Source organism: Pantoea sp. V106_11 (assembly GCF_029967885.1).
Classification (GTDB): Bacteria; Pseudomonadota; Gammaproteobacteria; order Enterobacterales; family Enterobacteriaceae; genus Pantoea; species Pantoea ananatis.
The window spans coordinates 182,623-206,881 of record NZ_JASCAK010000029.1 but is presented as its reverse complement, the minus strand read 5'-3'; the positions used below and the strand labels follow the sequence as shown (position 1 = coordinate 206,881).

General features: G+C 54.2%; 21 protein-coding genes and 1 other RNA gene. 5 read left to right on the top strand and 17 right to left on the bottom strand.

Annotated features, from left to right (window positions below; all coding sequences use genetic code 11):
• Nucleotides 1–13 precede the first annotated feature (13 nt).
• The 7 genes from gcvP to QLG08_RS13225 all read right to left on the bottom strand — a co-directional run bounded on the left by gcvP (nucleotide 14) and on the right by QLG08_RS13225 (nucleotide 9,235).
• The gene (gene gcvP / locus QLG08_RS13255; protein WP_275233763.1) at nucleotides 14–2,887 is read right to left on the bottom strand and encodes an aminomethyl-transferring glycine dehydrogenase; all 2,874 of its coding nucleotides are present in this window, start codon (nucleotides 2,885–2,887) and stop codon (nucleotides 14–16) included.
• Between the two features lie 81 nt (nucleotides 2,888–2,968).
• On the bottom strand, nucleotides 2,969–3,355 hold the full coding sequence (gcvH, locus tag QLG08_RS13250) for a glycine cleavage system protein GcvH (RefSeq protein WP_072138276.1): 387 nt from the start codon (nucleotides 3,353–3,355) through the stop codon (nucleotides 2,969–2,971).
• 24 nt (nucleotides 3,356–3,379) lie between these two features.
• Nucleotides 3,380–4,477, bottom strand: a complete 1,098-nt coding sequence (gene gcvT / locus QLG08_RS13245; protein WP_014594499.1) for a glycine cleavage system aminomethyltransferase GcvT — start codon at nucleotides 4,475–4,477, stop codon at nucleotides 3,380–3,382.
• Nucleotides 4,478–4,909: 432 nt separating this feature from the next.
• Nucleotides 4,910–6,112: an FAD-dependent 2-octaprenylphenol hydroxylase gene (gene ubiI, locus QLG08_RS13240; protein ID WP_105087648.1), complete on the bottom strand. Its 1,203-nt coding sequence runs from the start codon at nucleotides 6,110–6,112 to the stop codon at nucleotides 4,910–4,912.
• Nucleotides 6,113–6,125: 13 nt separating this feature from the next.
• Complete coding sequence (gene ubiH / locus QLG08_RS13235; RefSeq protein ID WP_105087647.1) at nucleotides 6,126–7,304, bottom strand: 2-octaprenyl-6-methoxyphenyl hydroxylase; 1,179 nt, start codon at nucleotides 7,302–7,304, stop codon at nucleotides 6,126–6,128.
• The gene (pepP, locus tag QLG08_RS13230) at nucleotides 7,301–8,623 is read right to left on the bottom strand and encodes a Xaa-Pro aminopeptidase (RefSeq protein ID WP_282472969.1); all 1,323 of its coding nucleotides are present in this window, start codon (nucleotides 8,621–8,623) and stop codon (nucleotides 7,301–7,303) included. The genes ubiH and pepP overlap by 4 nt, the downstream gene beginning before the upstream one ends.
• Before the next feature lie 33 nt (nucleotides 8,624–8,656).
• Nucleotides 8,657–9,235, bottom strand: coding sequence for a YecA family protein (locus QLG08_RS13225; RefSeq protein ID WP_024471434.1), 579 nt, complete (start codon nucleotides 9,233–9,235; stop codon nucleotides 8,657–8,659).
• Nucleotides 9,236–9,406: 171 nt separating this feature from the next.
• On the opposite strand from QLG08_RS13225, the gene zapA reads away from it, so the two are divergent.
• From zapA to QLG08_RS13210, 3 genes are all read left to right on the top strand, one after another.
• Nucleotides 9,407–9,736, top strand: a complete 330-nt coding sequence (zapA, locus tag QLG08_RS13220) for a cell division protein ZapA (protein WP_015699590.1) — start codon at nucleotides 9,407–9,409, stop codon at nucleotides 9,734–9,736.
• A 39-nt stretch (nucleotides 9,737–9,775) separates the two neighbouring features.
• A non-coding RNA gene (gene ssrS, locus QLG08_RS13215) (6S RNA) lies at nucleotides 9,776–9,959 on the top strand.
• Nucleotides 9,960–10,036: 77 nt separating this feature from the next.
• On the top strand, nucleotides 10,037–10,633 hold the full coding sequence (locus QLG08_RS13210; protein ID WP_013027066.1) for a 5-formyltetrahydrofolate cyclo-ligase: 597 nt from the start codon (nucleotides 10,037–10,039) through the stop codon (nucleotides 10,631–10,633).
• 42 nt (nucleotides 10,634–10,675) lie between these two features.
• On the opposite strand, the gene serA is transcribed toward QLG08_RS13210, so the two are convergent.
• Complete coding sequence (gene serA, locus QLG08_RS13205) at nucleotides 10,676–11,914, bottom strand: phosphoglycerate dehydrogenase (protein ID WP_013027067.1); 1,239 nt, start codon at nucleotides 11,912–11,914, stop codon at nucleotides 10,676–10,678.
• 279 nt (nucleotides 11,915–12,193) lie between these two features.
• Nucleotides 12,194–12,853, bottom strand: a complete 660-nt coding sequence (gene rpiA, locus QLG08_RS13200; protein WP_014605122.1) for a ribose-5-phosphate isomerase RpiA — start codon at nucleotides 12,851–12,853, stop codon at nucleotides 12,194–12,196.
• Between the two features lie 181 nt (nucleotides 12,854–13,034).
• Between rpiA and QLG08_RS13195 the strand changes: the two genes are divergently transcribed.
• Entirely contained in the window at nucleotides 13,035–13,937 is a 903-nt protein-coding gene (locus tag QLG08_RS13195; protein WP_014594503.1) for a LysR family transcriptional regulator ArgP, read from the top strand.
• A gap of 296 nt (nucleotides 13,938–14,233) precedes the next feature.
• On the opposite strand, the gene QLG08_RS13190 is transcribed toward QLG08_RS13195, so the two are convergent.
• The 8 genes from QLG08_RS13190 to tkt all read right to left on the bottom strand — a co-directional run bounded on the left by QLG08_RS13190 (nucleotide 14,234) and on the right by tkt (nucleotide 23,190).
• Complete coding sequence (locus QLG08_RS13190; protein WP_282472968.1) at nucleotides 14,234–14,962, bottom strand: oxidative stress defense protein; 729 nt, start codon at nucleotides 14,960–14,962, stop codon at nucleotides 14,234–14,236.
• 144 nt (nucleotides 14,963–15,106) lie between these two features.
• Nucleotides 15,107–15,730, bottom strand: coding sequence for an arginine exporter ArgO (argO, locus tag QLG08_RS13185; RefSeq protein WP_013027071.1), 624 nt, complete (start codon nucleotides 15,728–15,730; stop codon nucleotides 15,107–15,109).
• A 123-nt stretch (nucleotides 15,731–15,853) separates the two neighbouring features.
• Nucleotides 15,854–16,729, bottom strand: a complete 876-nt coding sequence (gene mscS, locus QLG08_RS13180) for a small-conductance mechanosensitive channel MscS (RefSeq protein ID WP_014594505.1) — start codon at nucleotides 16,727–16,729, stop codon at nucleotides 15,854–15,856.
• Nucleotides 16,730–16,905: 176 nt separating this feature from the next.
• Complete coding sequence (locus QLG08_RS13175) at nucleotides 16,906–17,259, bottom strand: VOC family protein (protein ID WP_015699585.1); 354 nt, start codon at nucleotides 17,257–17,259, stop codon at nucleotides 16,906–16,908.
• 205 nt (nucleotides 17,260–17,464) lie between these two features.
• The gene (fbaA, locus tag QLG08_RS13170) at nucleotides 17,465–18,544 is read right to left on the bottom strand and encodes a class II fructose-bisphosphate aldolase (RefSeq protein WP_013027074.1); all 1,080 of its coding nucleotides are present in this window, start codon (nucleotides 18,542–18,544) and stop codon (nucleotides 17,465–17,467) included.
• Nucleotides 18,545–18,653: 109 nt separating this feature from the next.
• Nucleotides 18,654–19,817: a phosphoglycerate kinase gene (pgk, locus tag QLG08_RS13165; RefSeq protein WP_013027075.1), complete on the bottom strand. Its 1,164-nt coding sequence runs from the start codon at nucleotides 19,815–19,817 to the stop codon at nucleotides 18,654–18,656.
• 51 nt (nucleotides 19,818–19,868) lie between these two features.
• On the bottom strand, nucleotides 19,869–20,888 hold the full coding sequence (gene epd, locus QLG08_RS13160; protein ID WP_024471431.1) for an erythrose-4-phosphate dehydrogenase: 1,020 nt from the start codon (nucleotides 20,886–20,888) through the stop codon (nucleotides 19,869–19,871).
• Nucleotides 20,889–21,195: 307 nt separating this feature from the next.
• Complete coding sequence (tkt, locus tag QLG08_RS13155) at nucleotides 21,196–23,190, bottom strand: transketolase (protein ID WP_013027077.1); 1,995 nt, start codon at nucleotides 23,188–23,190, stop codon at nucleotides 21,196–21,198.
• 270 nt (nucleotides 23,191–23,460) lie between these two features.
• Here tkt and QLG08_RS13150 point away from each other — a divergent pair, with 270 nt between their 5' ends.
• On the top strand, nucleotides 23,461–24,216 hold the full coding sequence (locus QLG08_RS13150) for a M48 family metallopeptidase (RefSeq protein ID WP_015699583.1): 756 nt from the start codon (nucleotides 23,461–23,463) through the stop codon (nucleotides 24,214–24,216).
• The last annotated feature ends 43 nt before the right edge of the window (nucleotides 24,217–24,259 follow it).

Sequence of the window (24,259 nt, the reverse complement as noted above, 5' to 3'; positions counted from 1 at the left end):
GCGTTAAGCTGACTTACGCATAATCGCTCATCGGGACACACGAACAGAACAGGTTACGATCGCCAAAGACATCGTCCAGGCGCTTCACCGTTGGCCAGTATTTATTGTGGCTGCCTGCAGGGAACACGGCCAGTTCACGGCTGTAGGAATGAGACCATTCTCCGATGACTTCCATTTGTGTATGAGGCGCGTTAACCAGCGGGTTATCCTCAAGTGACCACTCACCCGTTTCCACCCGGCCGATTTCCACGCGAATCGCCAGCATGGCATCAATAAAGCGGTCCAGTTCAATTTTGCCTTCTGATTCTGTCGGTTCGACCATGAGTGTTCCGGCGACCGGGAACGACATGGTGGGCGCATGGAAACCGTAGTCGATGAGGCGTTTCGCGATATCCAGTTCACTGATACCGGTTTGCTCTTTTAACGGACGAATATCAAGAATACATTCATGCGCTACGCGGCCGTCGCGCCCTGCATACAGGATGGGATAGGCCGATTTTAGCCGGCTGGCAATATAGTTAGCGTTAAGGATCGCGACCGAACTGGCCTGCTTCAGCCCTTCTGCCCCCATCATACGGATATACATCCAGCTGATAGGCAAAATAGACGCGCTGCCAAATGGCGCAGCGGAAACTGCGCCCTGCTGCGTCAGCATGCCGTCAATTTGTACAACGCTGTGGCCCGGCACAAACGGCGCCAGATGGGCTTTCACGCCGATCGGTCCCATTCCCGGCCCACCTCCGCCGTGCGGGATGCAGAAGGTTTTATGCAGGTTAAGGTGCGAAACGTCTGCGCCGATGTAGCCCGGCGTGGTAATGCCTACCTGCGCGTTCATGTTGGCGCCATCAAGATAAACCTGGCCACCGAACTGATGCACAATCTGGCACACCTCGCGAATAGTTTCCTCGTAAACGCCGTGGGTGGACGGATAGGTCACCATAATGCATGACAGCTTATCGCCAGCCTGAGCCGCTTTTTCACGCAGGTCGCCCAGATCGATGTTGCCCTGCTTGTCACAGGCGACCACCACGACATCCATGCCCGCCATCTGAGCCGAAGCCGGATTAGTACCGTGCGCCGAGCTGGGGATCAGGCAGAGATGCCGTTCACCCTCACCGCGGCTTTCGTGATAACGACGAATCGCTAACAGACCGGCATATTCACCCTGCGCACCCGAGTTAGGCTGCATGCAGAGTGCATCGTAACCAGTCAGTTGAACCAGCCACTGTGAAAGCTGCCCAATCATTTGCAGGTAGCCGCCAGCCTGTTCAGCCGGGCAGAACGGGTGCAGTTCGGCAAATTCAGGCCAGGTGATCGGGATCATCTCGGCGGCGGCATTGAGTTTCATGGTGCAGGAACCCAACGGAATCATGGCCTGATTCAGCGCCAGATCTTTTTTCTCCAGGCTGTGCATATAGCGCATCATCTCAGTTTCGCTGTGATGACGGTTAAACACCGGATGCGTCAGAATCTCGCTTTCACGCTGCTGCGCGGCCGGAATGGACGGGTTGTCAGCCGTGACCAGGCTGTCGAGTCGATCGATATCCTGGCCGTGCTCATCCCCCAGCAAAATAGCGAACAGTGTAACGATGTCTTCACGGCGCGTGGTTTCATCCAGCGTGATACCGACGGCATTGAGAATGTCGCTACGCAGGTTCACACCGAAGCTCAGCGCACGGTTGAGTACGCCCGCTTTATCCGCAACCTCTACCGTTAGTGTGTCAAACCAATGGCTATGACGCAGTTTAAGCCCGCCACGCTGCAGTCCGGCAGCCAGAATATCGGTAAAGCGGTGGATACGCGACGCAATACGTTTCAGCCCGACCGGCCCGTGGAACACGGCATACAGCCCGGCGATATTGGCCAGCAGCACCTGAGAAGTACAGATATTGGAGTTCGCTTTTTCGCGACGGATATGCTGCTCACGGGTTTGCATCGCCATGCGCAAGGCGGTGTTGCCTGCGGCATCGCGGGAAACGCCGATAATGCGGCCAGGCATTGAACGCTTATGTTCGTCGCGGCTGGCGAAGAAGGCAGCATGCGGGCCACCATAACCCATTGGCACACCAAAGCGTTGGGCCGAACCGAACACGATATCCGCGCCTTGTTTGCCCGGAGATGTCAGCAGCACCAGCGCCATAAAGTCGGCAGCGACGCTGACAACCACCTTGCGCGCTTTCAGCTCGCTAATCAGGTGGGTGTAGTCGTGTACTTCTCCCGTGGTGCCCACCTGCTGTAGCAGCACACCAAACAGGTTGTCGTGGTCCAGTGCTTTGGCCGGGCTGTCGATAATCAGTTCAAAGCCAAAGGTTTCGGCACGGGTACGCACGACGTCCAGCGTTTGCGGATGAATATCGTCAGCGATAAAGAACCGGGTCGCGTTTTTCAGTTTGCTGATGCGTTTTGACATCGCCATCGCTTCGGCGGCGGCGGTCGCTTCATCCAGCAGAGAAGCGGAGGCAATGTCCATGCCGGTCAAATCGATCGTAACCTGCTGGAAGTTAAGCAGGGCTTCAAGCCGTCCCTGCGACACTTCTGGCTGATACGGCGTATACGCCGTGTACCAGCCGGGGTTCTCCAGCATATTTCGCAAAATCACCGGCGGCGTAATCACCGCGCTGTATCCCATGCCGATCCAGGATTTATAAAGCAGGTTTTGCCCGGCAATGGCCTTCAACTCAGCCAGCGCCTGTTGTTCAGTTGCGGCATCGCCCACCGCTGGCGGGCCTGGCAACTGAATGTCGGCGGGAACGATAGAACCAATCAACGACGCCAGAGAGCTGGCACCGATCGCCTCCAGCATGACGGCCTGTTGTTCTGGCGACGGACCAATATGGCGCTCAATGAAGGCACCGTTGTATTCAAGCTGGCTGAGAGTCTGAGTCATGAGCTGTAAATCCTGAATCGGGCTGGGGAACAGAGAATGCAAGTCAGATATCTGCGGCCTCAGTTTGAGGCCGCACGACGATTACTCGTCAATGGAGGCTTTATAAGCATCCGCATCCAGCAGCGAGTCGATTTCTGACTCATCGCTGGCCTTAATCTGGAATAACCAGCCGCCTTCATAAGGCTCGCTGTTAACCTGTTCAGGGGAATCGTTAAGGGCGTCGTTGACGGCAACGATTTCACCGCTGATGGGCGCGTAAATGTCTGAAGCGGCTTTGACCGATTCCGCAACTGCGCACTCTTCTCCGGCAGAGAAAGTGGCACCGACCTCAGGCAGGTCAACAAACACCATATCGCCGAGCAACTCCTGCGCATGTTCGGTGATACCAACGGTATAGGTACCGTCCGCGTTTTTGCGCAGCCATTCGTGACTGTCGCGGTACTTCAACTCCACTGGCACATTGCTCATCGCCCTTTCTCCTGTAATTATGTTTTACTGCGCAACCGGTTTTCCGGCGCGAACGAAAATTGGTTTAGTGACTTTCACAGGCATTTCACGGTTACGGATCTCAACAATCGCGTTTTCCCCAATCCCTGCCGGCACGCGGGCCAGTGCAATGCTGTAACCCAACGTCGGTGAGAAGGAACCGCTGGTGATCACCCCCTGCTGCAACTGACCCTGCTGATCGGTAAAACGCACCGGCAACCCGTTACGTAGAACGCCTTTTTCCGTGAGGATCAGCCCAACCAGTTTTTCAGTGCCCTTTTCTCGCTGGCTTTCCAGCGCTTCACGTCCGATAAAGTGGCGGTCGCCAGGTTCCCAGCTAATGGTCCAGCCCATATTGGCCGCCAGCGGCGATACGCTCTCGTCCATTTCCTGACCGTAAAGATTCATACCCGCTTCCAGACGCAAGGTGTCGCGTGCGCCCAGCCCGGCGGGTTTGACGCCCGCACTCAACAAACGCTGCCAGAATCCGACGGCATCGGCGGCAGGCAGCGCAATTTCATAGCCCGCTTCGCCGGTATAACCGGTTGTGGCAATGAACAGTTCACCGGCCTGCACGCCGAAGAATGGCTTCATGCCCTGTACAGCCTGGCGCTGTGCGTCACTGAATAAGGTTTGGGCTTTTTGCTGTGCCTGCGGGCCCTGTACAGCAATGAGTGCGAGATCGTCACGTTCTGTTAACGCGACGCCGTAACCCTGTGCATGCTCGCCGATCCAGGCCAGATCTTTTTCACGCGTCGCGGAGTTGACCACCAGACGAAAAAACGTCTCGTCCATAAAATAAACAATTAAATCATCAATTACGCCAGCGGAAGCATTCAGCATGCCGGTATACAGGGCTTTGCCCGGCTGAGTCAGTTTGGCGACGTCGTTTGCCAGCAGGAAGCGCAAAAACTCGCGCGTGCGCTCACCTTTTAAATCCACAATGGTCATGTGCGAAACATCGAACATGCCCGCGTCGCTGCGCACGGCATGATGCTCATCCATCTGAGAGCCATAGTGCAACGGCATCATCCAACCGTGGAAATCCACCATCCGCGCGCCATTTGCCTGGTGCTGTTCAAACAAAGGTGTGTGCTGAGTCATAACTATCCTGTGCAGAAACGAGTGAGTTTGAAACCACGCGCCATGTAGCCGACGCAAACGTTCTCTTTGCCTTGACGTTACCACCGAATCAGGCGATTAACCATAAGCAAAGCGAGGTCGAAAGACGTTGCACAGCCTAACCAGGCCCCGGGTTAATCAGGATAAAAAACTATAATTTTGTGATTAACCACGCAATAAATACGCCATAGTGATTTATTCACAGCAAATTTATGCGCGCAGTCCAGCAGGATGTTAAAAAAATAGCGGGTCGAAAACAGCCATGGATAAAAAAAAGTAATGCGAAACTTCACGCAAAATTAGAATAAATCAAACGATGCGCAGTCAGAGTGCAGCCCTGCATTTTTACGGTACAGCGGAGGGTGAGCATAAAAAAAGCCAGCAATTATGCTGGCTTTTTACGGGTGAGCGGCGTTACCGCAGCCATGCTGGCATATCGTTCAGGCCCATGGCCTGACGCAGCATTACCGGCTTCACGCCCGGCAGGTTGTCAGCCAGTTTCAGGCCCAGATCGCGAAACAGCTTTTTGGCTGGATGATTGCCTGCAAACAGTTCACGAAAACCCTGCATTCCGGCAAGCATCATGGCAGCGCTGTGTTTGCGACTGCGCTCGTAGTGGCGCAGATAAAGGTGCTCGCCGATATCTTTGCCCTGCTGGTGCAGGCGGCGGATTTCGCCAATCAGCTCAGCAGCATCCATGAAACCCAAGTTAACGCCCTGTCCTGCCAGCGGATGAATGGTATGTGCCGCATCGCCCACCAGCGCCAGCCGGTGAGCGGCAAAGTTACGTGCATAGCGTGCCGTAAGCGGGAAACACTTGCGCTCGCCTTCCAACTGGCACAGCCCCAGGCGCATATCGAACGCGACCGACAGTTGTTGATTAAACAGCGCCTCCGGCATGGTTTCGAGACGGCTGGCTTCCTGAGGAGAAAGAGACCAGACGATAGAACAAAGATGGGGATCCTGCATCGGCAGGAAAGCCAGAATGCCATCGCCGTGAAAAACCTGGCGCGCTACGCCGTCGTGTGGCAGCGCCGTGCGAATATTCCCGACCAGCGCATGATGATCGTAATCCCAGAACGTCAGGGGAATATCGGCTTTGTTACGCAACCAGGAGTTGGCCCCGTCCGCCGCCACCATTAGCCGTGCACTCATCATGCTGCCATCCTGCAGCGTAATAAAGGCTTCATTATCGCCAAAGGCCACCTGCTGCAGTTGGGAAGCAGGCAGCAGCGTAACATCACTGCACTGGCTGGCGCGCTGCCATAAGGCGCTGTGGATCACAGGGTTTTCGATGATGTGCCCAAGATGCGTCAGGCCCTGCTGCTCACCGTCAAATGCGATCGTACCGAAGCTGTCGCGATCCCAGACCTCCATTGCCTGATAAGGGCTGGCACGGAGCGACAGAATCGTTGACCAGACGTCCAGCTTCTGCAAAAGACGTTCACTGGCCGCGTTAATTGCGGATACGCGTACGGATGGCGATGCGCCTGCATCAAATTGCGGCCCGGCAGACTGCTCCAGCACGGCAATGCGTAATCCGCTCCCTTGCAGACCGCAGGCTACTGCCAGACCCACCATACCGCCACCGGCGACCACTACATCGTAAGTTTGCATCAGTGCCTCTCAGTTAACGCTTAACCCAGCCGAGCGTACGCTCGGCCAGAAGATTTCTCAGCCATGGCAGGTGATCCATTGCCAGCAGGCCAAGGTTGCGCCCGACGACCAGCGGCGCATGGCGGTTGGCAAACATACGCACCAGGCCGTCAGTGATGCCCACGGTAATGGCCCGATCCTGCTGGCGACGTTGGCGGTAATGTTGCAGGACCGCATAGCTGCCAGGGTCCTGCTGCTGTCGGTGCGCGGTTGCCAGGGTTTCTGAAAGCGACATCACGTCACGCAGGCCAAGATTGAACCCCTGACCGGCAATAGGATGCAGCGTCTGTGCCGCGTTACCAACCGTAACGACGCGATGGGAAACCACCGAATCGGCCTGCTGCAGCGCTAACGGATAAACGTCACGCTTACCGGTATGGATAAATTTGCCCAGTCGCCAGCCAAACGCGCGCTGAAGCTGGCTGAGAAACGCCTCGTCACTCCAGCTTTCGACCTGCGGGCGCTGATCCAGCGGATGGCACCACACCAGCGAGAGGCGATTATCTGACATTGGCAACAGCGCCAACGGGCCAAACTCGGTAAAGCGTTCAAAAGCCCGGCCCTGATGGGGAAGTTCACTGGTGACGTTGGCAATAAGCGCTAACTGCTGATAAGGCTCGGTGTGCCACTGCATGCCGCAGGCGGCCGCAACGGCTGAACGGGTGCCATCAGCGGCTACCAGCACATCGCCTTCCAGTTGTTCATCATTATCAAGCGTGACCCGCACGCTTTCCTGGGATCGGGCCACCTGAGTGACGCGCGCGGGACAGCGCAGTGTGACGCCAGGTGCCTGTTTTAACTGTGTGAACAGGCTTTGCCCTACGTCGAATAATTCAACCACCTGCCCCAGCGCGGGAATCGCATAATCGCTGGCGGCGAGTGACACGAAACCGGCATGGCCGCGATCGGATACGTGAATCGTGGTAATCGGTGTGGCACGGGGGGAAATCCGCTGCCAGAGATTGATATCAGCAAGCTGCTGGCAGGTTCCGGCAGACAGCGCAATCGCCCGGCCGTCATAGCCCGGATGCGCACGGCTGCCAGGCTCGCTGCTTTCAATCAGCGTCACGGGCAGTTTACCCTGTGTCAGGTGCGCGATGGCCAGCGCCAGGGTGGCGCCGGTCATTCCTCCACCGGCGATAAGAATGGTCATAACGCGCGTGCCGCCGCCATCAGCGATTCGATTGCATCAGGATCTTTCACGACGCTGTCGGTGAGGTTCTCAATACCGGTTTCGGTAATCACAATGTCATCCTCGATGCGGATGCCGATACCACGGTATTCCACAGGGACGTCAGCATCGGGCGCGATATACAACCCCGGTTCGACGGTGATAACCATGCCCGGCTCCAGAATACGATCGCGGCTTGGTGTGCCGTAGTGCCCCACATCGTGGACATCCAGACCCAACCAGTGGCCCAGACCATGCATAAAGAATTTACGATGGGCATCTTCAGCGATCAGCGTATCTACCTCGCCCTGCATTATCCCCAACTCAACCAGTCCAGTGACCATAATGCGCACGACGTCATCATTAACCTCGCGGATGCTAACGCCAGGGCGGAATCGGGACAGTGCCGTTTCCAGTGATTTGAGTACGATGTTGTACACCGCCCGCTGCGGCTGAGTGAATTTACCGTTAACCGGGAACGTCCGGGTAATGTCACCCGCATAGCCCTGCCATTCACATCCGGCATCGATAAGCACCAGATCACCGTCCTGCATCTCACACTCGTTTTCGGTGTAGTGCAGAATGCAGCCGTTTTCGCCGGAACCCACAATCGTGTTGTAAGACGGGAATCGCGCACCGTGGCGGTTAAATTCGTAATGAATTTCGCCTTCCAGATGATATTCGTACAGGCCCGGACGACAGGCCTGCATTGCGCGCGTATGCGCCAGCGCACTGATCTCACCCGCACGGCGCAGAATGGCAATCTCTTCCGGACTTTTGAACAGGCGCATCTCATGCACCCAGGGACGCCAGTCTGTCAGGCTGGCAGGCGCGCTGAGATTCTGGCGAAAACCCTGCCGCAGTTTATCCAGCGCACCGAACACCAGTTTATCGGCTTCAGCATATTGGCCCAGCGCGTGGTAAACCTCATCCAGGCCGTTCAGCAGCAGGTGGAGTTGTTCACCAATATCGTTCCAGGGAAGGGCACGATCCACGCCGAGCTTAGCGGGCGCAGCATCCTGTCCCAGACGGCGGCCAAACCAGATTTCTGCAGTCAGGTCGCGAACACGATTAAACAGCACACTGTGATTGTGGTTCTCATCACTTTTGATCAGCACCAGTAACGCCTGAGGCTCATTGAACCCCGTGAAGTACCAGAAGTCGCTGTTCTGACGAAACGGATATTCGCTATCATTACTGCGCGTTACTTCAGGCGCGGCAAAAATTAACGCTGCGCTGCCCGGAACCATTTTCGCCAGCAGCGCCTGACGGCGCTGCTGAAAATTTTCCAGTGAAATCATGTCTGCACTCCCTGTTAAACTCAGATAGCTGGCTTAGTGTAGCGTTGGCTTTTGTACTTCTGGCGCAGTCGGTTGCGGACGAGTGAAAGTGTCGTGGCAAAGTAGTGCTGCAACACGAACGTACTCAATCACCTCTTCCAGCGACTGCTCTAATTCTTCCTGATCTTCGTCTTCGTCGTAGCCCAACTGAGCAATCGTGCGCAGATCGTCAATGGCCTCGCCCGTTTCACCGGTGACCTTATCCAGTTTAGGCTGGGTTACGCCCAGACCAAGTAAAAAATGGTTTACCCAGCCCGCCAGTGCATCAGCGCGATCAAACACCGTAATGTCATCATCGGCGGGCAGCATCAGTTGAAAAAGGAAGCCATCGTCCTCTAGCGCAGTCGCAATGCTTTCATGCAAAGACTGCAGTGGCAGGGACAGCGTCTGCGAAAAAGCCATGCCTTCGTTCGCAAGATCGTGGACCAGCGTTTTCCAGCTGTTATCCGCGTTACCGCCACATAAGATGCCGCTGAGTAAGCCGTGCATTTCCGCAGGCGTCATGCCCACGCCATGCTGTGAGAGCGCCGCCGCCAGCGCGTTGTAATCGGGGGTTGCGTTCTGTGAAGACATCATTTTTCATCGTCGTTGGCTGTAAGAGTTCGTGGTATGCTACCACTAGCTGCCTCAAGGTTTCCAGAAAAGGGGTTGTATCTTATTTCTCAGGTCTATATAGTTGCCCGCCTCCCAGGCCATTGAAGGCTAAGGGGAATGGCGAGCCAGGTAATCAGTCAGGAAGGTGGCATGTCTGCACAACCGGTAGATTTACAAATTTTTGGTCGTTCTTTGAGAGTGAATTGTCCGCCTGAACAGCAAGATGCGCTGAACGCGGCAGCAGAAGATCTCAATCAACGGTTGCAAGATTTAAAAGTTCGCACTAGAGTCACAAATACAGAGCAACTGGTGTTCATTGCCGCGTTAAACATTTGCCATGAACTGGCACAAGAGAAAGGTAAGACGCGTGACTATGCTGCTAACATGGAACAACGAATCCGTATGTTACAGCAGACAATTGAACAGGCTTTAGTTGAGCAAGGTCGCATAACCGACCGCCAGGATGCGAAGTTCGAATAACACTTCATGGTCAGTGTGCTACACTAACGGTGAAGTCAATTTTCTCTGAGATGTTTGCAAGTGGGCCAGTCCCCTGAGCCGATATTTCATACCAACAGAATGTGACGCTCCGCAACCTGTGAGCATGCTCGGTCCGTCCGAGAAGCCTGATGGTTGCGACGGCATGTTCACCTTGAACCAAGGGTTCAAGGGTTACAGCCTACGGCGGCATCTCGGAGATCTCCTTTCTGGTCGTACTGCATTACCTCCCACCAGGCATGATATAATGCGTCGCTTAAGCGACTTTGTCTGGGGGACACCATGTCAGCACCCTCTTTAGTACTGCGTCAGGACATCCGTCAGCACGTTCGCCACCTACGTCGCGCTCTGAGCGCTGAGCAGCAACATGCGGCAGCCGAACAACTCGCCCAACATGCGATCAACTTTGCACCACTGGCCGATGCCAACAACGTGGCACTGTTTTTGTCTGTTGATGGCGAAATCAATACACGACCGCTTATCGCCAGGCTGTGGCAGCAAAACAAACGGGTTTACCTGCCGGTTCTGCACCCCTTCGCAGCGGGCCATCTGCTTTTTCTGCGCTATACGCCAGAAACACAGTTAATCCAAAATAAACTGCGCATTCCCGAACCCCCGCTGGATATCCGCCATCTGATCACGCTGGATGAACTGGACGTAATGATGGTACCGCTGGTGGCGTTTGATCGCGCCGGACAGCGTTTAGGAATGGGGGGCGGCTTCTACGATCGCACCTTACAGAACTGGAAACAGCATGGGTTTTTACCGGTGGGTATCGCTCATGACTGTCAGCGGGTTGACGCGCTGCCTACAGCGGCGTGGGACATTCCTTTGCCGGCCGTGCTGACGCCATCAAAACTGTGGCTATGGGATGAATAAACCCGGGCATGCTTGTGTGCCCGGGTAGGTGACAGCGTGGGATCAGTAAAGCAGGCGGGCGCGAATCGTTCCCGGAATCGCCTTCATCAGCTGCAGAGCTTTCTCTGCCAGTTCGTGCTCAGCATCAATGTCGATGACCACATAACCCATCATCGGAGAGGTTTGCAGGTACTGAGCGGCAATGTTGATGCCTTGTTCAGCGAAAATCTGGTTGATCGCGGTGAGAACGCCCGGACGGTTTTCGTGAATATGCAGCAGACGACTGGCGCTAATGCCGTGCATCGGCAATGACACTTCCGGGAAATTGACGGCGGACAGCGTTGAACCGTTATCCGAATATTTCGCCAGCTTGCCCGCGACTTCAATCCCGATATTCTCCTGCGCTTCTTCCGTCGATCCCCCGATGTGCGGCGTCAGGATAACGTTGTCGAATTCGCTCAGTGGGGAAACAAACGGATCGCTGTTGGTCGCCGGCTCTACAGGGAACACATCAATCGCAGCGCCACCAACCTGCTTGCTGGCCAGCGCTTCGCACAGTGCAGGAATATCTACCACGGTGCCGCGTGAGGCGTTTATCAGCAGGCCGCCAGGCTTCATCTGCGCCAGCTCATTGGCAGAAATCATATTTTGCGTAGAGGCGGTTTCCGGGACATGCAGGCTGACAACGTCACTCATATTTAGCAGCTGCGTCAGGCTACGAACCTGTGATGCGTTGCCCAACGGCAGCTTGTTTTCGATGTCATAGAAGTAAACGTGCATGCCCAGACTTTCTGCCAGCACGCCCAGTTGCATACCGATATGGCCATAGCCAATGATACCCAGCTTTTTACCGCGCGCTTCAAAAGAGCCTTTGGCGATTTTATTCCAGATACCACGGTGCGCTTTGGCATTCGCTTCCGGAACACCGCGCAGCATCAGCAGCATCTCGCCAATAACCAGCTCGGCCACAGAGCGCGTATTTGAGAAAGGTGCGTTAAAAACCGGGATACCGCGTTTCGCTGCGGCATTTAAATCAACCTGATTCGTTCCGATACAGAAACAGCCCACCGCTACCAGTTTTTCTGCAGCGGCAAAAATCTCTTCGGTCAGTTGGGAACGGGAACGGATACCGATAAAATGCGCATCGCGAGCGGAAGCTTTTAACGCCTCGGCATCCAGTGCGCCTTTGTGGAATTCAATATTGGTGTAACCTGCAGCACGAAGATTTTCCAGCGCGCTCTGATGGACACCTTCCACCAGCAGGAACTTAATTTTGTCTTTTTCCAGTGATACCTTTGCCATTTCCCAACCCTATTCAGAATTCAACGAGGACTGAACGCAGTCAGCCGTCTGTCAAAATATCAAAAAAATCGCCTGCGGCAATACAAACGATTGCCTGACCGCCAGCATGGCAGGGCTCAGAGGACGTACTTTGCCAGACAAAATCGTGGGTTGGCCGCATCGAGAAGAACGAACCCGCTGCCGATGACGGTTATGTGACATAAGTCACCAAATTTCAGCCTGGTGAGAAAAGTTTTTTTAAATCAAAAAAAGCGGGCGCCCTGTTGTGCGCCCGGTGCTTTATTTTTTGAGGGTTTTGACACCGTCAGGTCCGCCAATCAATGCGACATCTGCGCCACGCGTGGCGAACAGCCCCACGGTGACAACGCCAGGCAGGGCATTAATCGTTTTTTCCAGCTCGATGGGATCGAGAATACGCAGGTTGTGCACATCAAGAATGATATTACCGTTGTCGGTCACCACATTCTGACGATATTCCGGCAAACCGCCCAGCTTCACCAGTTCACGCGCGACATAGCTTCGCGCCATCGGGATAACTTCAACCGGCAACGGGAAGCGTCCAAGCACGTCCACTTCTTTGGATGCGTCGGCGATACAGATAAACTTTTTGGCGACCGCCGCGACGATTTTCTCGCGAGTTAAGGCAGCACCGCCCCCTTTGATCATCTGCATTTGTGGGTTAATTTCATCGGCACCGTCGACATAAATGGCCAGATCATCAATCTCGTTCAAATCAAACACCTGAATGCCCAGGCTTTTTAGCTTTTGCGTCGACGCTTCGGAACTGGATACGGCCCCCTCAATCTGATGTTTAATGCTGCCGAGCGCATCAATAAAGTGAGCGGCCGTAGAACCCGTACCGACGCCAACGACAGTACCGGGCTGCACATAATCCAGTGCGGCCCAACCAACAGCTTTTTTCAGTTCATCCTGGGTCATGATATGTTTAGAACCTGTGCGATAAGGAAATGCGCGTAGTATAAAGCAAGGCTTGCTGAAAATGCTCGGATGCATTGGGCGGATTTAATGCTTTGGAAGCCAGCCCACAAAAATATCGCTGACATTTCCGTTGGAATATTTGTGGCATAGTAACGTCCATCCTGAAGGAGAGAGAAAAATAATGAAACGCCCGGACTACAGAACGCTTCAGGCGCTGGACGCAGTGATACGTGAACGCGGATTTGAACGTGCCGCACAAAAACTTTGCATTACGCAGTCTGCCGTCTCGCAACGCATTAAACAGTTGGAAAATCTGTTTGGTCAGCCGTTATTAGTTCGTACGGTACCGCCTCGTCCCACTGAACAGGGGCAAAAGCTGCTCGCACTTCTGCACCAGGTTGAGTTACTGGAGGAAGAGTGGCTGGGCGATGAGAACAGCGGCACCACGCCGCTACTGCTGTCGCTGGCGGTCAACGCCGACAGTCTGGCAACGTGGCTGTTACCGGCATTAAAAGACGTACTGGCCGATTCGCCTGTGCGCCTGAACCTTCAGGTTGAGGATGAAACCCGCACTCAAGAGCGTCTGAGACGAGGCGAAGTGGTTGGCGCAGTCAGTATTCAACCGCAGCCGCTACCCAGCTGTCTGGTGGATCAACTGGGTGCGCTGGATTATTTGTTTGTGGCGTCAAAGGATTTTGCAGAGCGCTTTTTCCCCAATGGTGTAACGCGTTCCGCCCTGCTTAAAGCGCCAGCCGTGGCATTTGATCACCTGGATGATATGCATCAGGCCTTTTTGCAGCAGAATTTTGATTTATCACCGGGTAGCGTTCCCTGCCACATCGTCAACTCGTCCGAAGCGTTTGTGCAGATGGCCCGGCAGGGCTCGACCTGCTGTATGATCCCTCATCTGCAGATTGAACGCGAACTGGCGAGTGGCGAGCTAATCGACCTCACGCCGGGGCTGTATCAACGTCGGATGCTGTACTGGCACCGCTTTGCACCTGAAAGCCGCCTGATGCGTCGAGTAACGGATGCGCTGATTGCGCATGGCCATCGGGTGCTACGTCAGGATACGGCGGAATAATCGCCCTTTGCCGCAGCAAAATTTGGGCGTTGCGGTGAGAAGGTGCACTTGTGAAAGCGGCACGGCGTTAATGGCCGTCAGGGGCATTTTTTAGAAGGCAATACGCAGCGCTGAGCAGAGGGAATCAACCAGGATTTACCCGCAAGGATGCGGGTAAAAGGCGCAGCCGGCACAGGGATGTGCCGGCTGCGCCGGTCCGTCAGGTTGATGAGCGATGTGAAGGAACCGCATCAGCGGCGCGAGGACCGCCTGGCAAAAATTGCCCCTGATGGCTTAACCACAATACCAATAAAGGCTTACTGTGCCGTATTTGGTTTCATCTCAAAAACCACATCCACCTGGTCATCAAAGTTGATGCTTTGCTGATCGTAGGTTTCCTGTGCAGAAGTATCTGCCACAGCCGCGGCTTTAAACATGCGGTTCATTGGCATTGGCTGATAGTTTGCCACCTGATAACGAATGCTGTAGATCGGGCCCAGTTTGGCATTAAAACCTTCAGCCAGTTCAGCCGCCTGTTGGGTCGCATTTTTGATTGCGGCCTGACGTGCCTGCTGCTTGTAGCTTTCAGGATTAGCGACGCCCAGTTCAACGCTACGCACTTCATTCAGACCTGACTTCAGCGCACCATCAAGCAGATCGTTAAGTTTGTCCAGCTGACGTACGGTGACCTGAACCTGACGCACCGCACGGTAGCCTTTGAGCTGTGACTTACCGTCTTTGGTGTAATCATATTCTGGCTGCGTCGTCAGGTTCGCGGCTTCGATATCCTTTTTCTCAATATCGTTTTTTTGCAGGAAATCAAAATATTGCGCTACGCGGCTATCGACCTGCTTTTTTGCCTCTGCGGCATCTTTCGATGAGACATTCACCACAATTGACAGCGTCGCGATATCCGGGCGGGCATCTACAGTTGCCTTACCTGACGTAACAACATGGGGTCCGTTCGGCAGTTCGTCAGCCTGTACGCTCAAAGGCAATGCCCCTGCACTCATCATCGCGGCAAGCGCCAATGCTTTCAGTTTCATGAAAGTCCTCCTTGAAAAGGTCAGTTCGATGGCTCCCAGTACATGAAGCCCACAAGCGCATCATATTACGCGTTGTTTGGAGTGAAGATTATGGCAAAAGTTCGGCAGACTGGCCTCAATAACCCGTTTTCGTATAGCTTTTACTCAAAATCCCGTGATGACCTGCCGGGCAAGCTGAAACGCAATAAACCACATGACCGCACCGACCAGCAGATTGATGATGCGTTGAGCGCGCGCCGTTTGCAGTAGAGGCGCAAGCCAGGCCGCCAGCAGCGCCAGACCGAAAAACCACAGCACCGAGGCGCTGATGGTCCCCAGCGCAAACCACTGTCGTGCAACCGTTCCGGGCAACTGCCCGCCCAGGCTTCCCAGCACAACAAAGGTATCAAGATAAACATGCGGATTCAGCCAGGTCACCGCCAACATCGTCGCGATAATTCGTTTTCTGCTCTGCGTTGCGTGGCTACCCGACGCCAGTTCAATGTTACGGCTAAATGCCGTGCGTAAGGCGCCCCAACCGAACCAGAGCAGAAAGGCAACCCCGGCACAAGTAATCAGCATCAGCAGTAAGGGAGACTGGTTCAGGAGCGCACTGCCGCCAAAAATGCCTGCACAGATCAATGCGATATCGCTTAACGCACAAAGCGCCGCAGTCATCAAATGATACTGGCGCTTTACCCCCTGGTTCAGCACGAAGGCGTTTTGTGGGCCTAACGGCAGGATAAGCGCCGCCCCAAGAGCAAGCCCTTGAAAGTAAATGGTTAACACTGGATGACATTCCTTACATCGGTGAGATGCAGGGATTATAAAGAGCGAGTCAGATTAGCGGAAATTGAAAAAATTAATCTGCTATTAACAAAATTAATGGGCGACCGCTGCCGCCCATTAACATTACTGCGTTGCGGTCGTCTCGCTTTCAGGTTGTTGAACCTGGTGCAGGTGCACATCCATTTGTGGATAAGGGATGCCAATACCTTTGCTGTCCAGCGCACGTTTAAAGTTTTTCAGTAAGTCCCAGTAAACGTCCTGCAGATCGCTGCTGTTACTCCAGCAACGCACCACGAAGTTAAGCGATGACGCCCCTAATTCATTCAGGCCAATCTGGATGCCACGTTCTTTAAGTACGCGCTGATCGGCCTCAACGACGCCGCGCAACAGGGCAATCACCTCATCCACATCGGCTTCGTAGGCAACGCCGATAATGAATTCATTCCGGCGCACTGGCTCGCGCGAGAAGTTGATGATATTGCCACTGATGATTTTACCATTTGGCACCACAACGATTTTGCCGTCGGCAGATTTCAGGGTGGTCGAGAAAATTTGCACATTGAGCACGGTGCCCATTACGCCGCCCAAATCGACAAACTCACCGGTGCGGAAAGGACGGAAGGTGACCAGGAGGACGCCAGCCGCCAGATTGGAGAGCGAGCCTTGCAGGGCTAAACCTACTGCCAGACCGGCGGCACCCAGCACGGCGATAACCGATGCCGTCTGCACGCCGACACGACCCAGCGCAGCAATGACCGTGAAAGCGATAACGCCATAGCGCACCAGGGCGGAAAGGAAATCGGCTACGGTGGCGTCAATATGGCGCGCAAGCAGCAGGCGATTAACCGTGTTAGAAATCACCCTGGCGATGATCATGCCAACAATGATAATAGCAATTGCCGCGACGATATTGACGGCATAACTCAGAATCAGCGCCTGGTTATGTACCAGCCAGCCACCGGCACTGTTAATGCCATTAACAACATTCAAGTCTTCCATTTGTAAGCCCTGTCGATGGATCCCCTGTGGGGAAAGACAAAAAACTGCCAGATGTAATCCGACACCCAATGGTTAAGGGTAATCAATTATTTAGCCAGACGCCAAACTGAGTGATACGGGAAGGCGGTTTTGCACACTTACGCATCAGCACGCCAGGATCAGCGCAGGATGTTTGTTCAGGGCACATGGCTGAGTATATTAATCAGCCTGCCAAACGGATCACGGACATAAAAACGACGCACGCCCCACGCTTCTTCTGTAAGCGCATAGTCGACCGGCAGCCTCGCAGCGACAACGCGTTGATACACCTCATCAAGATTATCAACCTCAATGGATAAATCCGGAACAGCTGTGCCGGCGCCGCCTTCCCGCGCAATACTGACCTGCGGCACCATCGTGTTATCCGCGGCCCAGGTCATGATCCATCCGTGATCCATCGCCAGTTTCAGATCGAGAATGTCACCGTAGAAGCGTTCTGCTTCTTCCATATTTCCGGCCCGAATATTCGCCACAATGCGTTTGACGGCCATACGATTGCCCTCACCTGTTAAGCCACATACAGGATACAGCGCACGCTGCAGTGAGGTTGTGACAGCACGTCAGAATGTGTCGCCCGACAAAAAGAAATGAAACTGAGCGTGAGCAGAAAGGATAAAAAAAAAGTCCCGATCGGACGATCGGGACTGAGTCGTTCGTCTGCCGTTCTCTCGAACTCAGACGCCAGCAACGTGATGCTTACAGAACGTCAACGGCGTTGAGTTCTTTGAACGCCTGCTCCAGACGCACCACCATGGATGCCTGGGCAGAGCGCAGCCATACACGTGGGTCATAGTATTTCTTGTTAGGCTTGTCTGCGCCTTCTGGGTTACCCAGCTGCGCCTGAAGATAGCCTTCGTTCTTTTTGTAGTACTGCAGGATGCCGTCCCAGGTTGCCCATTGGGTATCGGTATCGATATTCATCTTGATCACGCCGTAGCTGATAGACTCTTCGATTTCTGCAGCAGATGAACCTGAACCACCGTGGAATACGAAATCCAGCGCGTTGTGCGGCAGACCGTGTTTTTCACAGACATATTTCTGTGAATCACGCAGAATGGTTGGGGTCAGTTTAACGTTGCCTGGCTTGTAAACGCCGTGCACGTTACCGAAAGAGGCCGCAATGGTGAAGCGCGGGCTGATCGCATTCAGTTTTTCGTACGCGTAGTTTACGTCTTCTGGCTGAGTGTAAAGCGCTGAAGCATCCATATGGCTGTTATCTACGCCATCTTCTTCACCACCGGTGCAGCCCAGCTCGATTTCCAGGGTCATGTCGATTTTCGCCATGCGCGCCAGGTATTTGCTGCTGATTTCGATGTTTTCTTCCAGTGACTCTTCGGACAAGTCGATCATGTGAGAAGAGAACAGCGGCTTACCGGTTTTCTTGAAGTGCTCTTCGCCCGCGTCCAGCAGACCGTCGATCCACGGCAGCAGTTTCTTGGCGCAGTGGTCGGTATGCAGGATAACCGGCACGCCGTACTGCTCAGCCATCAGATGCACGTGGTGTGCGCCAGAGATGGCACCGAAAATCGCTGCGCCCTGTGGCTTGTCTGTTTTAAAACCTTTACCGGCGATGAATGCAGCACCACCGTTGGAGAACTGTACGATAACCGGCGCTTTTACTTTCGCCGCGGCTTCCAGTACAGCGTTAATGGAGTCGGTGCCGACGCAGTTGACCGCAGGCAGAGCGAATTTGTTCTCTTTCGCTACTTTGAAGATCTTCTGAACGTCATCACCAGTGACAACGCCGGGTTTTACGAAATCAAAAATTTTAGACATGATTGTGTCCTGTTTCGTGACCGGTTATCCCCGATACGGGGACAGCGATTTAAACGCCCGGTTTCGGGCGAGTTTTTAGGCGATGCCGTAGGGCACCGCCCCCAAAGGATTACTGCTTCGCACGCTCTTCCAGCATGGCTACGGCAGGCAGTTTTTTGCCTTCCACGAACTCCAGGAAGGCACCGCCGCCGGTAGAGATGTAGGAGATTTTGTCTTCGATACCGAACAGGTCGATAGCCGCCAGCGTATCACCGCCGCCCGCCACTGAGAATGCTTCGCTGTCTGCAATGGCGTTAGCCACAATCTCGGTGCCTTTGCGGAAGTTCGGGAATTCAAACACGCCCACCGGGCCGTTCCACAGAATGGTTTTGGCATTCTTCAGGATGGTCGCCATGGCCTGAGCGGTTTCATCACCGAAGTCCATAATCTCTTCGTTATCTGCGACTTCCGAAACCTTTTTCACGGTTGCCGGGGCAGTTTCAGAGAATTCCGTGCCAACACGTGAATCGGTTGGAACAGGAATGCCGTACTGATCGCGCAGGCCTTTAGCCGCGTCAACGAAGTCTGGCTCATACAGCGATTTGCCCACGTTGTTGTCGATAGCGACAAAGGTGTTGGCGATGCCGCCGCCGACAATCACGGTATCGGCAATCTTCACCAGCGACTGCAGCACGTCAAATTTGGTTGAAACCTTAGAACCACCGACCACAGCCACCAGCGGGCGCTCAGGGTTCTTCATCACTTTACCCAGCGCTTCCAGCTCAGCTGACAGCAGCGGGCCAGCACAGGCGACAGGGGCAAATTTGCCAACGCCATGCGTGGATGCCTGGGCGCGGTGCGCGGTACCAAAAGCATCCATAACAAAGACGTCGCACAGCGCAGCGTATTTCTTAGACAGCGCTTCGTCGTCTTTCTTTTCGCCTTTATTGAAGCGAACGTTTTCCAGTACGACCAGTTCGCCCGCGCCGATATCGACGCCGTCGAGGTAGTCTTTCGCCAGGGTAACCTGAGTACCGTTCAGTTTCTCTTTCAGGTAGTTCACTACTGGCAGCAGTGAGAATTCTTCGTTGTATTCACCTTCGGTCGGACGACCCAGGTGAGAGGTAACCATCACTTTGGCGCCCTGTTTCAACGCCGCTTCGATAGTTGGCAGTGAAGCACGAATACGTGCATCTGACGTCACTTTCCCTTCTTTCACTGGTACATTGAGATCGGCGCGAATTAAAACGCGTTTGCCAGCAAGATCCAGATCGGTCATCTTAATTACGGACATGGTGAACCCTCTCGTTGATTCTCATAAGTTTTGCCAGACGCAAACCGCGTCTTACCTGAAACCGCTTGCGGCCATCGCTAACGTTGTGTCGAGCATTCGGTTAGCAAAGCCCCATTCGTTGTCACACCAGACCAGGGTTTTGATCAGATGCTGACCGCTGACCCGCGTTTGTGTACCGTCCACAATGGCACTGTGCGGATCATGGTTGAAATCTACTGAGACTAACGGCAATTCTGTATAGTCAACTATACCACGAAATGCCCCTTCTGCCGCGCTTTGCAACAAGGCGTTAACCTCACAGGCCCGAACGGGCTGGCGCACGGAAACGCTGAGATCAATGGCCGTCACGTTGATCGTCGGTACGCGAACCGCGATGGCTTCGAAGCGATCGTTAAATTTCGGAAAAATACGCGCAATGCCTGCCGCCAACCGGGTATCCACCGGGATGATAGACTGACTGGCCGCACGCGTACGGCGCAGATCGCTGTGGTAGGCGTCAATTACCTGCTGATCGTGCATCGCCGAATGGATAGTCGTTACCGTCCCCGACTCGATACCAAAAGCGTCATCCAGTAGCTTGATCACCGGAATAATGCAGTTAGTGGTACAGGATGCATTAGAGACAATACAGTCCGTTTGTTTCAGTTCCTGCTCGTTAACGCCGTACACCACGGTTGCATCAAGATCGTTCCCCCCTGGATGGGAAAACAGCACTTTCTTCGCTCCTGCACGCAGATGGGCTTCGCCGTCATCACGGGAACCGTAAACGCCTGTGCAGTCCAGCACCACGTCAACTTTAAGCTCGCCCCAGGGCAGTTCGTCCAGTCCGGCACGATGCAGAATACGGATAATATCGTCTCCGACCCACAGCTGATCACGCTCCTGACGCACATCCAGCGCGAAACGCCCATGACTGGTATCGTACTTTAGCAGGTGCGCCATGCCCGCAGCCTCAGCCAGTTCGTTAACTGCCACCACTGTGATCTCCGCGCGGCGGCCCGTTTCATAAAGTGCACGCAACACGTTGCGCCCAATGCGACCAAAGCCGTTTATCGCTACCCGAATGGTCATCTTTCTCCTGCCAAACCAGACTGAAAAAAAGGTGCAGATAGCCTGAGCGTTTCACTGCATTTTGTACAGGAGATTCTTAGCCCGACCGCAGGCAAAGCAGCCTCAACTGAAACGGTTCAGCTAGGATAATAGAAGGAAGGAATAACGGGAATGATTGCGATCAAGCGGGCTGCGTATTTTTGGATCTACATCACAAAATTACGCAAAAAATCGCTATTACTACAGGAATAATTTTGTCGATAAGGGGGCAAACTGCGCCCCCTTTCATCTGGGCACAGGCGAGCCTTCACTCGCCTGTGCCCTTCTGTCAGGCCAGCAACGCTTTTGCTTTCGCTACTACGTTGTCTACCGTGAAGCCGAAGACTTCAAACAGCTTCTCAGCAGGCGCTGACTCACCAAAGGTGGTCATGCCGACGATAGCGCCGTTCAGGCCAGTATATTTGAACCAATAGTCTGCAATACCCGCTTCAATGGCAACGCGAGCGGCAACGGCCTTCGGCAGGACAGATTCACGATACTCTGCAGACTGCTTGTCGAACGCATCCGTTGATGGCATGGAAACCACGCGAACCTTACGGCCTTCATCGGTCAGTTTCTGATACGCAGCCACAGCTAGTTCAACTTCTGAACCGGTGGCGATCAGAATCAGCTCTGGCGTGCCCGCGCTGTCTTTCAGCACATAACCGCCGCGGGCCACGTTTGCCAGCTGCTCTGCGGTACGATCCTGCTGCGCCAGATTCTGACGAGAGAAGATCAGTGCGCTTGGACCATCTTTACGCTCAATCGCATATTTCCACGCCACTGCTGATTCCACCTGATCACACGGACGCCACAGGCTCATGTTTGGTGTGGTACGCAGGCTCGCCATCTGCTCTACCGGCTGGTGCGTCGGGCCATCTTCGCCCAGGCCAATAGAGTCGTGGGTATAAACCATAATCTGACGGATTTTCATCAGCGCGGCCATACGGGCGGCGTTACGTGCATACTCAACAAACATCAGGAAGGTCGCGGTATAAGGCAGGAAGCCGCCATGCAGCGCCAGACCGTTGGCAATCGCGGTCATACCGAATTCACGCACGCCGTAATGAATATAGTTGCCGGCAGCGTCTTCATTGATGGGCTTAGAGCCAGACCAGATGGTGAGGTTACTGGGTGCCAGATCAGCCGAACCGCCCAGATATTCTGGCAGGATTTTACCAAAGGCTTCGATCGCATTTTGTGAGGCTTTACGGCTGGCGATTTTCGCCGGGTTAGCCTGTAACTGCTCGATAAACTTCTGCGATTCCTGCTGCCAGTTAGCCGGCAGTTCGTTGCTCATGCGGCGCGTAAATTCTGCAGCCAGCTCTGGGAAGGCACTGGCATAGGCCGCGAATTTCGTGTTCCACGCATCCTCTTTCGCCTTGCCTACTTCCTTAGCATCCCACTCAGCATAAATGTCTGAAGGAATAACGAAAGGCGGATAGTCCCAGCCTAACTGTTTGCGGGTGAGCGCAATCTCGTCATCGCCCAGCGGTGCGCCGTGTGAGTCGTGGGTCCCCGCTTTATTCGGTGAACCAAAACCGATCACAGTTTTGCACATCAGCAGTGACGGCTTGTCGCTCACCGCTTTCGCTTCTTCAATGGCTTTCGCGATGGCGTCGGCATCGTGACCGTCAACGCCGCGCACCACATGCCAGCCGTACGCTTCGAAGCGCTTCGCGGTGTCATCGGTGAACCAGCCGTCAACATGACCATCGATAGAGATACCATTGTCATCATAGAATGCCACCAGCTTGCCCAGCTTCAGCGTACCCGCCAGCGAGCACACTTCGTGTGAGATGCCTTCCATCATGCAGCCGTCGCCCATAAAGACCCAGGTATTATGATCTACGATCTCATGGCCCGGACGGTTGAACTGTGCTGCCAGCGTGCGCTCCGCAATGGCAAAACCTACGGCGTTAGCGATGCCCTGCCCCAGCGGACCGGTCGTGGTTTCCACGCCCACGGTATAGCCATATTCAGGGTGCCCCGGCGTTTTAGAATGCAACTGACGGAAGTTTTCCAGCTCGCTAATCGGTAAATCGTAGCCGGTAAGGTGCAGCAGGCTGTAAATCAGCATCGAACCGTGACCATTGGACAGAACAAAACGGTCGCGATCGGCCCAGTGTGGGTTGGTTGGGTTATGATTGAGATAGCCGCGCCACAAGACTTCGGCGATATCCGCCATTCCCATCGGGGCACCCGGATGTCCCGATTTAGCTTTTTGCACTGCGTCCATACTTAACGCGCGAATGGCGTTGGCAAGATCTTTACGAGAGGGCATCTTCTACTCCAGTTCGGATTAATGATTTGCGCCTTAACCTGTTGTAATTAATCAGCTATCGGGCAAAGCACGGGGAAAAGTTTCACCACAATGTACATGAAAAACGGGGCAAAAGTAATGTCGTAAAACGCTAAATGTTCCCGCTTCGTCTGGCTTTTCCAGTCATGTCTGCTAGCAAAAGGGTTTATCACGAACTATAACCTGTTGGTTAAACCACCTTGTACGGATTCAGGTGTTTGTTTTTTATCTTGTTACTTATGGGACGACAGAATGAAAATTCATAAAATGGCACTGGCTCTGGGCCTGGTTGCGCTGCTTAGCGGCTGTGAGGGTGTAAATAGTAATGGTCTGCTGCAATCCGGCGCACAGGCATTTCAGGCTTACACGTTGAGCGATGCTCAGGTTAAGCAGCTTAGCGATCAGTCCTGCGCCCAAATGGACAAAGAAAATCAGGTCGCGCCAGCTGACAGCGAGTACCAGCAACGGCTGAATAAAATCGCTGCGGCACTGGGCGACAACATCAATGGTATTCCGGCTAACTACAAGGTTTACCAGACCAAAGACGTTAACGCCTGGGCAATGGCCAATGGCTGCATCCGCGTTTACAGCGGACTGATGGATATGATGACCGACAATGAAGTCGAGGCGGTACTGGGCCATGAAATGGGCCACGTTGCGCTGGGTCATACGCGCAAAGCGATGCAGGTCGCCTTCACCACAACGGCAGCACGCACCGCGGCGGCATCGGCTGGCGGTATTATTGGTTCGCTGTCACAGTCGCAGTTGGGTGATATGGGTGAAAAATTAGTAAATGCCCAGTTCTCGCAGACGCAGGAGACTCAGGCTGATGACTACTCATACAACCTGCTGAAAAAGCGCGGTATTGATCCGGTCGGGCTGGCAACCAGCTTTGAAAAACTGGCAAAACTGGAACAGGGCCGTCAAAGCTCAATGTTTGACTCGCATCCTGACTCCGAAGCGCGTGCGCAGCATATTCGCGATCGCATCGCCGCAGACGGCAAGTAAGTCAGAATCAGAGGGATAACCCTGAAGTTATCCCTCTGTCGCA